This is a genomic window from Litoribacillus peritrichatus (assembly GCF_039537985.1).
Lineage (GTDB): Bacteria > Pseudomonadota > Gammaproteobacteria > Pseudomonadales > Litoribrevibacteraceae > Litoribacillus > Litoribacillus peritrichatus.
The window spans coordinates 1,105,930-1,118,808 of record NZ_BAABBN010000007.1 but is presented as its reverse complement, the minus strand read 5'-3'; the positions used below and the strand labels follow the sequence as shown (position 1 = coordinate 1,118,808).

Below are 12,879 nucleotides of genomic sequence, written 5' to 3'. Positions count from 1 at the left end.
ACTTTTTACAACTGATACATATCTCAATAAATTCAGAACAATGAGATCGGCTTAGCAGACTTTTGATTTTCGTTATCGAGGCAGGCTTTAACAAGGCAAAATCAGGCGAAAAACAACAACCTGCGAGGAAGGCCAAAACACAACATCGGAAGACATCAGTTAAAACATAACATTTAGCACTCAATGGTAACGACAAATGCACTTTCAAAAGAAGAAGCTAGCCACCTGTATCACTGCACTGTTATCCGGAAACCTACTTATTTCCGTGGGTTCAGTCCACGCTGAAACCTCAGCGGAAACGCTTAACGTTCAAACCGCAGACAACATTGAAGTTGTCGGTGACGGATTGGCGAACGTCACCGAGGGTGGCGATGGCTATGCTATCGAAGAAATGGGCACAGCGACTAAATTCAAAATGTCTGCCATGGACACGCCTCAATCCGTATCGGTCATGACCCGCGCCCGTATGGACGACTTCAACCTAAACACATTGACTCAGGTGGTTCAAAACACCACGGGCTTGCTTGCAGAACGCACCGAGACTGACCGAGTCTATTACAGCGCTCGCGGTTTCGATATCACCAACGTTCAGCTGGATGGTGTAGGTTTACAAAATACCGAATCGGCCTCGATCTACAAAGGTGACATGGACACAGTGATCTATGATCACGTCGAAGTTGTTCGTGGTGCCAATGGCTTGGCTGCCGGAGCCGGTAATCCATCCGCCACCATCAACCTGGTTCGTAAGCGCCCTACCGAAGAATTCATGGGCAGCGTTTCTGTCGCAGCCGGTTCCTGGGATAAATACCGAGCTGAAGCGGATGTCTCCGGTGCCTTGACCGAATCGGGTAAAGTGCGTGGCCGTCTTGTTACTGCTGTTGAAGATAAAAATGCCTATATTGATCGCTACAACCAAGAGAAAAACGTGGTCTACGGTGTGTTTGATATGGACCTATCAGACAACACCGTATTCACCATCGGCGGCTCAATAGAGAAAAGCCAAACGGACAGCCCGATGTGGGGTGCACAACCACTGTATTTGAGCGATGGAACCCGAACGAGCTTCAAGCGTTCATCAAGCACAGGCGCAGACTGGAGTTACTACGACTTAGAACAGCGCCAATTATTTGCCGAACTGGCGCACAGTTTCAGTAACGGCTGGGAAGCAAAAGCGGTTGCGTTACACACGAAACAAAAACTGGATTCGGAAATGTCTTTTGTGGATGCTAACCCTTACTACCCAGCACAAGGTTTGCCAGATAATATAGGCGATTTTCAATTAGCATTAGCGGCCTTTGCCTTTGAAGAAGAAAAAGAACAAAACAATCTGGATATTTATGCCTCAGGCCCTTTCAAAGCATTCGGCCGTGAGCACCAGGCCTATGTGGGCGGTAGTTACTCCAAAGGCATTAGCAATGCTCAATTTTCTGGATCTGCAAACCTTAATGTTTTTCCTCCAACAGGAATTGTCCCTCTAAATGACCTGGATTCCATGGCTGGCGATCTAGGAGAAAACCTGGATTCAGGTGCAAACGACTTGGGCACTGCAGACTTTAAAGATCGCCAACTGTCGAGCTACGGCGCAGTTAACCTGAGTTTAGCCGACCCACTTAACTTAATTTTAGGTACTCGTATCAACGACTGGCACACCAAAGGCGAGAACTATGGCAAAACCCATGAGAGTAAAGATAGTGGCGTAATAACACCTTACGCAGGCATTACTTTTGACATCACTCAAGCGTTGATGTTCTACACCAGCTACACCGAGATCTTCAACCCTCAAAACAAAGTTGACCGTAGTGGAAATCTACTGGAATCCGTCGATGGCGTTGCCTATGAAGCAGGCTTTAAAACCAGTTTGATGAACGACAAACTCACTGCCTCCATTGCTTACTTTAATATCGAGCAAGACAATGTTGCTGTTGAAGATATCATGGTTGGCGGCCGCCAAACCTACAAATCAGCAGACGGCTTAAACAGTAAGGGCTTTGAATTTGAGATCGCGGGTGAAGTAACTGACAACCTGCACACCACCCTTGGTTACACCTACCAAGATTTGGATGCAAGCGATGATGCTGGTGATGCGCTTTCCAAATACACACCTCAACAATTGGTGCGTTTCGCAACGGTTTACCGGGTTCCAAATCTGGAAAAACTGAAAGTCGGTACCAGCATCAACTGGCAGGACAGCATCTCTCGTACAGATACTTCATTCCATGGTCAGGAAGTGAAAACGGAACAAGGCAGCTACGCGATAATTAACCTGATGGCCAGCTACGAGGTAACCGATAATCTTGTGGTTCAAGCCAACGCCAATAACGTGGGCGACAAAGTCTACTACACCAGCCTCAAATCCAAAGGCACCTTCGCTGCATCCGGTATGTACGGCGACCCGGCGAACTACCAGGTCTCTGCGCGTTACAACTTCTGATCACTCATTTCCGGAAGCCTGAACGGGCTTCCGGATTTATCCGACTTTACGTCTTTATATAATGGACTATCCCAATAAACAAAAATGCCTGTAATATTGGAAGGTTATTTGAACGTTCACATCATAAGTAACCCCTTCAAAAGCTACTGACGTAAACTTACTGCGCTTTTACTACGCCTTTTTCACGTATTTCGGCGTTACCTTAATTGCTCCCACACCATCCACTTTACAATCAATGTTGTGGTCATCAGAGCTTTCGACCAGTCTGATATTTTTAATCTTGGTGCCAACTTTAACCACAGAAGAAGACCCTTTCACTTTAAGGTCTTTGGTCACAGTAACACTGTCACCGTCGCTTAGAATGTTACCGACCGAATCTTTAACAATCAGACGATCTTCATCGTCTTCGGCATTGATTGGCCATTCGTATGCGCACTCCGGACACACGTAGCTAGGGCCATCTTCGTAAGGGTATTCTGAATCGCACTTTGGGCAATTAGGCATTGATTATAAAACCTTTAGTAAGAGTTAATTATAAGTATTCATCCAGTGTTTGAGGTGTATGCAATGCTGCCTGACACTTCTATCTCGTAATGAATAAAACAAAAAGTGAAATTTTAATTGAATAGTTTAATCAAAAAAGCAAACTAAGAATACTTATTCCCGGTTAGCGACTTAGACATGGCACGTACAATTGGCAAACTAGCGAAAGAACTGGATGTTAATGTTGAGACAATTCGTTTTTACGAGCGAAAAGGCTTGATTGACCAACCGCCCAAGCCATCCACAGGATACAGGCACTATCCCGATCAGGTAGTGAACCGAATCAGGTTTATTAAGCGGGCCCAAGAACTGGGTTTTACGCTGGAAGAAATCTTAACCTTATTGGCTCTCAACGACCGGCCTTGTAATAAAGTTCAAGAACTTGCAACACACAAGTTGACCACAGTTCAAGCCAAGATTGAAAGTCTTCAAAAGCTCGAAAACGCTCTGAACAACGTCATAGAACAGTGCCGTTCCAACAGTGATGTAAGCCACTGCCCCGTCATAGAATCCCTTCAACACTAATAGCTCGTATCTCAGAAACCAATGCCTTGACTCCGTACCAATATACGGAGTTTATAGTTAAATGAACTCATTTAACCAGGTATTGAAACCTTGAAAAAGATGACATCCCAAATTCCTGTCATAACAGGCTTATTAGCTTCCATAGGAGCAGGTTTGTGTTGTGCCGGGCCTTTCATTCTGGTTTCTATTGGTGTCAGTGGCGCTTGGATCGCAAATCTAACTCTTCTGGAACCATATCGGCCATTGTTCATCGCAACCGTCATAGCAATGTTCCTTTGGGGTGGTTGGGCAATTTATCGACCACAGGAGGCTTGTGTTGCAGGAAGCTCCTGCGCTGTTCCCAAGATTAGAATGCGTAGAAAAATCCTTTTCTGGGTTGCCGCTGTAATTTCGGCCAGTCTTGTAATGAGCCCTTATCTGATTCCTCTGTTGGTTGCATGAGAAAATGAAAACACTATTATTTTGTATTTGGCTTTTAACCTTTCAAGCTGCTTCCGCAGCTGAACAATCCACGACGCTTTATTTACCGACCATGAACTGTGCCATGTGTCCAATGACCGTAAAAAAGGCATTAATGAAGGTCGATGGCACTCTTGATGCGAAAGTAAACTTCAATGATAAAAAAGCCACTATTCTTTTTGATGACGAAAAGACCAATGTAAGCGCATTGATTAAAGCCACTCTAGAAGCCGGTTATCCTTCAACAGAAGCTGTAAAGGAGTCAGGGTTATGAGCTGGACAACAGAAGTGATTCTTGAATCTGAGTTGACCTGCCCAAAATGTCAGCACAAGAAAAAAGAAACTATGCCAACAGACGCCTGCCTTTGGTTTTATGAGTGTGAGAACTGTAAACAGCTGCTGAAACCGTTACCGGGAGATTGCTGCGTTTACTGTTCCTACGGAACCGTACCATGCCCACCCATTCAACAAAATTTACGTTGCTGCAATGGCCAATAAACCACCGGAAAGTCTCTCGTACTCCAGAGGTATTAAGTAAGGTACGACATAAAAAGTCATGGCCAGATAAACGGATGATTGCAACTGCAAGGAGTTTCTAAACGCCCATGGATTGAAATGACAGAACAAGCCGCTTATATTCTGTTTTATCAGACATGAATGTAAACATGCCTATAAACAAGAATAAGCCCCCCCTTTAAGGCTTCTCGGTGAAAGAATGAATCAAAAAATCGGATTGATAATATGAGCAAGGTAAAAGTTAAAATGCCCGATTTAAATTTCCCAAAACACCTAAGGTATTGGAGAGGGCTGTCCAAGCTCAGCCAAATGGAACTGGCGTTAGCGTGCGACTTGTCGCCCAAGCACCTGAACCAATTAGAAAACAATAAAGCCAACCCAACCCGACAAACTGTATTAAACCTTGCCAAAACATTAAATCTATCGTTTAAAAACACCAATGGCATGCTAACGGCAGCGGGCTTCACCCCGGAATATCGCGCAAGTAACCTATTCTCAAAAGAGCTTTCCTTTACTCACCATGCGATACAAAGAATTATTGATCAGCACAATCCATTTCCCGCTATTGTGACCGACCCTGGCGGAAATTTTTTGATGATGAACACCGGAGCCATCGGGCTCATGCAATTTCTGATCAACCCTCAGCTCCTTGGCAAAACTCAAAATGCCTACGAGGTATACTTTTCAGAATTAGGGTTCCGGCCTCACATTGTCAACTGGGAAGAAACCAGCCGTGAAATTCTGTTGCATTTGCAACAGGAAGTCTTGGCCATTCCTCCTGGTGAACCCGGTTACGACTTAATCACAAGATTGGAACGGGACTATCAGTTACCTGAAAACTGGCGAGAAACAGCTCAAAGCGACGAAAACAACGCCATATTTAATTTCCATTTCTGTAAAGATGGCATCAACTTGAAATTCTTCTCTACCTTCACCACCTTCGGTACGCCGAGAGATGTTGCCATTCAGGACGTGCGCATCGAAAGTTTTTTCCCCGCCGATGAAGACACCCAACAATTTTGTGAACAACTCAACCCAATGCCCTAAAACCATTCGCAAGATAACGACAATCTGAAATCAATAACCTCTGAGGTAATAGTTAATCAATCAAGCCTTATTTATCTTATTCTCTGAACCAACACTCTCCAGTAAGGATACGATAATGAAAACAAACACAATGATTGTCAGAAGTTATGCAGTACTGTGTGTGCTCTTCTCTCTACCGGCGTTTTTCGCCACCGAGTTTTTTGCAGAAACCCTGCGCTTTGATATCGCCCTGCCTGGCGCCAAGATGGAGTTCTTTGCAGCTTACGGCGGACTGATATTAGGAGCAGGAATTTTCCTCGCCTTCACCGCAAAAGAAAATGCACGTATTGGTCTTCTTGCGATTCTGTGTTTAATAGGAGGGTTATTTGCTGGCCGCTTTGTAGGGCTATTTGTTGATCATGGCACTACGGCTGTTCAAATCAGCTTTCTGGCATTTGAATTTCTGACTTTATTGATCGTTGGAAGTCGTCTGAAACAACCGACTAAAACCACCACTATGGTTCCTAGCTAAATCATCCAGCTAAAAAGTGAACTCTGAACTCAATAAAAGATTGGCAGGAAACTAAAAAAGGCACCAACAGCTTACGGTGAGGGTGCCTTTTTGAAGCCTTACTTCCGGGCTAGTCTGCTGACGTCGGACACAAAAACGAGCCCACCAGCGGAACCTCCACTCGCTCTGCCACTAAGTGGCCCTCAGGCGTTAGTGCCAATGGGTTGGTTGATATTCTTGGGTCTTCGTAAGGCACAATGGAGTTCTCAATTTGATAGCGGTATTCGCCCTCATCATCCGGATAAATAAACTCGAACCCAGTGAGTGTTTCTCTGTCCTCCTGTCTGAGGGCAAAACGGCTTCGAACAATCAAGTGATCTGAGTTTTCTTCAACGGTTTGTTCTAGTGGTTCCAGAAAATCTTCATAACACTCAAACAGCAACATTTCAAAATCGTATTGCGAGCGCTGTTCACTGATATTGAGAGGCCGGAAATAAAGATAAGGCGCACAAAGTGTTTCGCCTTTGTAAAGCAACTGAATGTCACCTTCGTCTTGTTCAACAACTTGGTAGTCACTTTTGCTTAAAATGAGCTTCTGATCAAAGTTGATCAAGGTAATGGTTACATCGTTCATAACTAACAGCTTTAATATCCAATAAGGCGGGTTTCAGTTTGCTTTGGTCAATACACAACAGTCGTACCCCAGTATACGAAAAAGTGCATATCAACTCACCCTGCTCGTTATCTATTTCGTTACATTTACCATTGATTAATTTTTAAACTTATCACATCATACGCCTACCCAATAAGGGCTCATTTTTTGTTAATCCGGCCACCGGAAAGGAGTTTTTGATGATTGTGCTGAACATTGAACTGGTTATATTGCCGGCGGCGAATGTTTAGGGTTTAAAGTCCTTTCATACCTATCCTGACATCTTCTGATATGTCCTGAGTTCTCAGGTCGTCCGTCCGGCGTGTTTATTATGTTTGCCGGAGCAACAACATTGAATTTATCCAAATTACAGTCCATCGGCTGGACTCACTATTTCATGCAACAACTGAGCGTACAGCTTTCATTTGAAGCGCTGTCCGCAATCCACGATACCGATGCACAAACAGTCAACCAATATGCCTTGTTTCGTATTACAGCGATCCATCGTGACCGAATTCAGGCCATTGGAGAATCAGGAAGTACGGATCTGATGTGCCCTCCTGAGTTCCACCCAACCAGCCAATACATTGCCGTTGGCGATTGGGTATTGACCGAAAAAGCCGAGGAACACTGGCGGATCAAACAGATTGTGGAACCCATCAGTCGTTTGCTGCGGCTGTCTGGTGAAAAACCGCAAATGATTGCATCCAACCTGAATTATTTGTGGATCGTCACCAGTGCCAATCAGGACTTTAATGTAAAGCGCCTACAACGATACCTGACGCTCGCATTCGACGCTGGCATTGAGCCTGTGATCATCCTGACCAAAAGCGACTTGTGTTCGGAAACACAGCTTGGAGAGTATCTTGTCCAATTAACACAGCTGAATTGCTCGTTGGTTCATGCCATCAGTGCCCACCAGAACACAGGTTTAACTGACTTAGCACCGTACTTACATGCCGGAAGCAGCATTGCGTTGGTTGGCTCTTCCGGTGTGGGTAAGTCCAGCTTGCTGAATGCGTTAGCCGGTACTCAGCAACACGTTGCCTCCGTTCGTGGAGACGACGATAAAGGGAAACACACCACCACGGCCCGTCAGCTGTTTTTTATTAACAGCGTGGATGGCAACCCTGAAGGTCAAGTGGCGGTGATTGATACCCCCGGAATGCGAGAGTTACAGCTTTTCAATAGCGAACATGGGATCAATGAAACGTTCTCGGATATCCACACACTGGCGCTCAACTGTCGGTTCAGTGATTGTCATCATGCGGAAGAACCCGGCTGTAAAGTCCGCCAGGCTTTAGAAGCAGGCACAATCAAAACATCCGATTTTGAGAACTACTTGAAACTCTTAAGAGAAGATGAATACGCCAAACGCAGGGGACTGGGAAATCACGAGGAGCGAAAATATCAGCGTGCTTTTTCAAAAATGGTGAAAACCATGAAAAAGGAAAACTGGTAACTGACTTAAAGCGGTACTTCGGTGCCGCTTTTTCGTCCGATGCATAAGATGGACACAAAAAAGTTCTAACCTGAGTTCAGACCTGAATTCAGATAATAAGCGCCCCTCCCATACTTTTTCCGTAGGCAATACATTGCCAACTGAAACCACTCATAATGAATATTTTTTAATATCCACCTAAAAAATAACCCTTAATTATTAATAAAAAAAACCATAACCGTTTTCTTCTTAAATCTGACAATTTAATCAAGTTTTATTATTAAAGCATTCGTTTTTTGGCCTTCGCTTTGCAATTTCCTCAATACCTGCATTTTGTGCAGGGCAATAAAAAACCAAACAGGATGTTTAAAATGAAACTATTTAAAAATAAAAACAAAGTCGAACCATTCGCTATAGGCTTAGTGATGTTAGGTTCGGTCGGTTTAGTACAGGCACAGGAAAATAATCATACTTATTTAGTGTCCGTTCAGGATTCAACCGGCGAACATTTATGCAATGGCAGCTACATTGGTGATAATCAAATTCTAATGTCACCGGATTGCCGAGATCAGACCACTTATTTTCCTACCCCGATTCCCATTCCTTCGCAAAATACAGCATCAATAGACGGAAACAATATTACTCCGACACCGGTTCCTATCCCGATTCCTCTTCCTGGAATTCCAACGCAGGTATCTTTTAATTTACCCGACGGCAGCCAGTCATTACCTCAGCAGATTAATCAAACCAAAACCCATCCCTACAGTGGTGATCAACTCATCGCCGTCGTCGATGACATACCTGAAGGCTTGGAGTCACTGACTCTGGCTTCGGATGAGCTGATCAAAAAACTGGAGAATAACGGTCAAGTTGAAGTCACTGTTGTAGGCCGTTACTACAACACCACGATCGATGAAATTGGTGAGAAAGCATTTAGAGTCGGATCTGCCGATGAATGTCCCACCTTCACCAGCGACCCTTTGGCCAAGCGATTGTGTTTAATTGATACAGAAGATACGCCATTTCCGACGTGCACCCTTGACCCAACCAATAAATCCACCGGTGCCCCTGTGGTGTACGATTCAGGTAATGATAAATTCCTGCTTGGCTATAAAAAGAAAACCACCAACTTTCTTGAAGATTGTAATCATTGGGCCGCTTCCAGTCGTTACCTCAACTGGTTAAACCTGACCGATGCGAAACAGGCCGGACTCAGCATCGCCACAGCCTATGACTTGGGCGAACGACCAATCAATGAGCGCACTAACGTCAGCATCACCATTCAAAACCAATCCGATGAACAAAGTTTTGATATCTCCAATCCAGGCTTTGTTCTTGGTAGTTACTACACGGTGAGTCGCAATAATTGCCAAACATTGCAACCCGGCGACAGTTGTGAAATTAAGGTTTATGGAAAGCCTGTCGTTCCGATCAAACAGGAAGATTTGCTAACGTTTGATATCAACGGTGAAACGGCCGGTACTTATGTCGTCTCCAGTTCCATTGCAAACCATTACATCAGAAGCGACCGTCAGTCTCGCTGGAGTATGAAAGGGTGGTCAAAAAGCGGGAATGATATTTTTGGGAATATCTCATTTAAGAGCACCATCACCAAACAACCTGCTCTTATCCGAGATAAACATGTGGTTGACCCAAAAAGCATTTCAATCACCTATCGAGCAACCGGCACCAACCAATGGCTGATGACAGTAGGCATGACTCGCATGGGCCTGTTTGGTGACGCCGGAGTATTAACGCCAGTCAATATGCTGCCCGGAACCGGTGATCAATGGGTTACTAAGACGTTTGAGGTCTTAGAACCAGGAACCTATCAAGCCTCTATCAGCCAAGGTAGCAACATTCTTGGCTCTACAGCTGAGCCCTTTGGCATAGAAATCAGCGACATTTGTTTTAACGATTGCTCGGAATAATTTAACTCTCCCTTCATAACAAAAACAGGCATCATTGGGTGCCTGTTTCCGAGGGTTAATCTTCCGATATGTACCAACTACTCAATGGGTAAAAATACATCCGTCACCATCTTATGCTCCGGCACATCCGGGAAAAAGCTTACCCGTTCAAAAAACACCGGAAAATCCCTGAGCTCAAAACCGGAATCATTTAACCACTGAGTATAAAGGTAGTTAACGGCCACCCCAATGGTATCATCACTGCCAACATGACGTATGACAGCACACTTCCCCGCCGGGATGGTTTTGTTCACAACCCCACCTACATTCTTTTCGCTTCTTTTTTCATTTCTCTTGTCAATAGTGTCATCCATGGGCCGCGCTATGGAGCAAGCAAGGTCAAAGCGAAAATCTTCAGAAGAAGTAACCGTCGGATCATCATAAACCAGATTGAACGTTTTATGTTGGCTGGGCGGAAGTTGGTGTTCTTTCCGCCAGGCTATAAATTTTTGAATGGTATTGCCCAGCAAGTGTGGCGCACCTCGGTGCTCCATGACTGCGATGAATGTTTCAGGAAAATCAACAAGAGTTACGTTGAATTGAGCGGTCTTATCCATGACGGTATTCCTCAGCGTTTCTATGGGTTCATAATACTTTTGCCAAGGCCTCCAATCAGGGGACATTCGAAAATCGGATGGGCTCTTCAGAAAATGTTTTTTGAAGGCTCTGGAAAACGCTTCATGGCTTTCATAGCCGTTCGCCAACGCAACATCGATCACCTTTTTATCAGCTCGATAGGCCAATTGATAAGCTGCTCTTTTTAAACGAAGCAACTTCACAAGCGACATCAGCGGCATGCCGAAAAAAGCGGAACATTGCCGGTGAAAATGATATTTGGATAAATGCGCCTGTTGGCACAGTGTCTCTGTATCCAGATCAGTATTGAGGTTGGCCTCAATATAATTGATCACTGTTACAAACCTATCCTGATACTCTGCCACTCAAATACACCTTCTTAACCACCTCAGCATTTTCATATTAAAACGAACCAAATTACCTCTCTTGATCAAAGTTGCTCAATTCTAATGTTTCATGGTTAAGGCTTTCTGGCGCTTTCGATAACCAATGCCTTTTTACTCAGGTTTTTGAGCAATCAAAAACAACGCCGCTTTGGCGTTGGCTTGCCATTGATAACGAATGGAAAACCCTTGCTGTTTGATCGCTTCGGTCAAATCATCAGTACCAAAGCAATTCACATAAGGTATCAGCCTTAGCCGATAACCAATGGGCGCGATATAACGAAAAAAGCTCATCATGTCTTTAATACAAGCCGTACTGGAAATGAGGTAACCACCGGGCTTTAACCGATCATAAATATGACTCAAACTGTGTTGAACGTCTTCCAATAAGTGCAAAATACTGTGCGCCATAATCACATCGTATTGCGCTTGGTGATCGGATATCAATTCAATAGCTTCACATCGAAACTCAACATTATCAACCCCCGACTTATTCGCTTTTTCTTGCGCGATCTCGACCATTTTTTCTGAGAAATCCGTTGCTAAAATGCGCCTCACAAACGGCCCATGTTTTAACGCGGTCGACCCGGTTCCACACCCGATTTCCAGAACCTCCATCTCGGGCTTTAAATACTCTTGCGTCATCTTTAGTTTATGCTGATAAGACGCTTCATCCTTAATCGGAGTGGCTGCGTACTTGTTAGCAATTCGATCCCAAAAACGGGTTTTAGATTTCATGACGTTCTCCAAACTGACTGTCCGGAAAACTATATCAATGCAAATATGTATTAAATACAGCCACAAGTGCATTGCTTGTATGCATATATGTTTAGATCTGAGTATATTATTGGATAAGATAAAACGACATTGAGTATGAGGGACGAATGAACTGGCGCTCCATTAACTTTGACTGGAATCGAGCTCGAGCGTTTTTGGTCACCGCCGAAGAAGGTTCTTTTTCTGCCGCTGCAAAAGCCTTGGGGATGTCTCAACCCACATTGGGCCGTCAAGTCTCAGCGCTGGAAGACGAGCTTAATGTGGTACTGTTTGAAAAAGTGGGCAAAGGCATTGTACTCACCCCGTCCGGCGAAGAACTGCTGGCGCATGTGAAACAAATGGGTGCTGCGGCAAGTGAATTTTCCCTTGCGGCAACCGGTCAATCCCATTCCATTGAAGGCACCGTATCCATCAGCGCCACGGAAGTCATGGCGGCCTATATTCTTGCTCCGCTTTTAAAGAAACTCCGCAAAACAGCTCCTGGCATCCACATAGAAATCATCGCGACCAATGAGGCCAGTGATTTGCGGCGAAGAGAAGCCGACATCGCCATTCGTAACTTTCAGCCACAACATGCCGACCTCATCGCTCGCAGAATGACTGATGGCCAAGGGTATCTTTACGCAACGCCAGACTACTTAAATACCTTAGGAACACAAATACATTTCGAGCAATTAAACCGCGCGGATTACGTAGGTTTTACTGACAATCCTCCCTTGATTAAAGCACTGAATAGTATCGGCCTATCATTAACGGCCAAGAATTTTCCTTTTATCACTGAAAGCCATATTGTCCACTGGGAAATCGTTAAAAATGGCGCCGCCATCGGTGTGATGCCCGACTTTATCGGCGATTATGAACCCAGAGTTCAACGCGTTATGCCGGATTTAGAACCGGTAAGTTTTGGCACTTGGTTGGTGGTTCACCGAGAATTAAGAACGAACCGGAAAGTCAGGCTGGTCTATGACTTTTTGGCGGAAGAACTGAGTCGGGTTTTATAAATAAGGGAGTTCACAGCATGCAGGCTATCTACTTATTAAAGGAACATAACGATATAAAAACAACATCA

General features: G+C 44.6%; 14 protein-coding genes. 10 read left to right on the top strand and 4 right to left on the bottom strand.

Going from position 1 to position 12,879, the window contains the following annotated elements:
- The first annotated feature begins 196 nt into the window (after positions 1-196).
- Positions 197-2,431 (top strand): TonB-dependent siderophore receptor, encoded by a 2,235-nt coding sequence (locus ABD744_RS14745; protein WP_344799294.1) that lies wholly within the window; start codon positions 197-199, stop codon positions 2,429-2,431.
- A gap of 171 nt (positions 2,432-2,602) precedes the next feature.
- Here the strand turns inward: ABD744_RS14745 and ABD744_RS14740 are convergent, their stop codons facing one another.
- On the bottom strand, positions 2,603-2,935 hold the full coding sequence (locus tag ABD744_RS14740) for a zinc ribbon domain-containing protein YjdM (RefSeq protein WP_344799293.1): 333 nt from the start codon (positions 2,933-2,935) through the stop codon (positions 2,603-2,605).
- Between the two features lie 177 nt (positions 2,936-3,112).
- Here ABD744_RS14740 and merR point away from each other — a divergent pair, with 177 nt between their 5' ends.
- The 6 genes from merR to ABD744_RS14710 all read left to right on the top strand — a co-directional run bounded on the left by merR (position 3,113) and on the right by ABD744_RS14710 (position 6,032).
- On the top strand, positions 3,113-3,499 hold the full coding sequence (gene merR / locus ABD744_RS14735; protein ID WP_344799292.1) for a mercury resistance transcriptional regulator MerR: 387 nt from the start codon (positions 3,113-3,115) through the stop codon (positions 3,497-3,499).
- Positions 3,500-3,598: 99 nt separating this feature from the next.
- A complete protein-coding gene (locus ABD744_RS14730; protein ID WP_344799623.1) occupies positions 3,599-3,940 on the top strand; it encodes a mercuric transporter MerT family protein in 342 nt (113 codons plus the stop codon).
- A gap of 4 nt (positions 3,941-3,944) precedes the next feature.
- A complete protein-coding gene (gene merP, locus ABD744_RS14725; RefSeq protein ID WP_344799290.1) occupies positions 3,945-4,232 on the top strand; it encodes a mercury resistance system periplasmic binding protein MerP in 288 nt (95 codons plus the stop codon).
- Positions 4,229-4,456, top strand: coding sequence for a GDCCVxC domain-containing (seleno)protein (locus ABD744_RS14720; protein ID WP_344799289.1), 228 nt, complete (start codon positions 4,229-4,231; stop codon positions 4,454-4,456). The genes merP and ABD744_RS14720 overlap by 4 nt, the downstream gene beginning before the upstream one ends.
- 243 nt (positions 4,457-4,699) lie before the next feature.
- Positions 4,700-5,521 carry a helix-turn-helix domain-containing protein gene (locus ABD744_RS14715; protein ID WP_344799288.1) on the top strand — a complete coding sequence of 274 codons (822 nt, stop codon included), beginning with the start codon at positions 4,700-4,702 and terminating at the stop codon, positions 5,519-5,521.
- A gap of 115 nt (positions 5,522-5,636) precedes the next feature.
- A complete protein-coding gene (locus tag ABD744_RS14710; RefSeq protein WP_344799287.1) occupies positions 5,637-6,032 on the top strand; it encodes a hypothetical protein in 396 nt (131 codons plus the stop codon).
- Positions 6,033-6,141: 109 nt separating this feature from the next.
- Here ABD744_RS14710 and ABD744_RS14705 read toward each other — a convergent pair whose 3' ends face one another.
- Positions 6,142-6,645, bottom strand: coding sequence for a hypothetical protein (locus ABD744_RS14705; protein ID WP_344799286.1), 504 nt, complete (start codon positions 6,643-6,645; stop codon positions 6,142-6,144).
- Between the two features lie 349 nt (positions 6,646-6,994).
- Between ABD744_RS14705 and rsgA the strand changes: the two genes are divergently transcribed.
- Both rsgA and ABD744_RS14695 read left to right on the top strand, forming a co-directional pair.
- Positions 6,995-8,125, top strand: a complete 1,131-nt coding sequence (gene rsgA / locus ABD744_RS14700) for a ribosome small subunit-dependent GTPase A (protein ID WP_344799285.1) — start codon at positions 6,995-6,997, stop codon at positions 8,123-8,125.
- Between the two features lie 350 nt (positions 8,126-8,475).
- On the top strand, positions 8,476-10,035 hold the full coding sequence (locus tag ABD744_RS14695; protein ID WP_344799284.1) for a hypothetical protein: 1,560 nt from the start codon (positions 8,476-8,478) through the stop codon (positions 10,033-10,035).
- Between the two features lie 77 nt (positions 10,036-10,112).
- Here ABD744_RS14695 and ABD744_RS14690 read toward each other — a convergent pair whose 3' ends face one another.
- Both ABD744_RS14690 and ABD744_RS14685 read right to left on the bottom strand, forming a co-directional pair.
- A complete protein-coding gene (locus tag ABD744_RS14690) occupies positions 10,113-11,015 on the bottom strand; it encodes an AraC family transcriptional regulator (protein WP_344799283.1) in 903 nt (300 codons plus the stop codon).
- Between the two features lie 132 nt (positions 11,016-11,147).
- On the bottom strand, positions 11,148-11,771 hold the full coding sequence (locus tag ABD744_RS14685; RefSeq protein ID WP_344799282.1) for a class I SAM-dependent methyltransferase: 624 nt from the start codon (positions 11,769-11,771) through the stop codon (positions 11,148-11,150).
- A 146-nt stretch (positions 11,772-11,917) separates the two neighbouring features.
- On the opposite strand from ABD744_RS14685, the gene ABD744_RS14680 reads away from it, so the two are divergent.
- Positions 11,918-12,811 carry a LysR family transcriptional regulator gene (locus tag ABD744_RS14680; protein WP_344799281.1) on the top strand — a complete coding sequence of 298 codons (894 nt, stop codon included), beginning with the start codon at positions 11,918-11,920 and terminating at the stop codon, positions 12,809-12,811.
- Positions 12,812-12,879 lie beyond the last annotated feature (68 nt).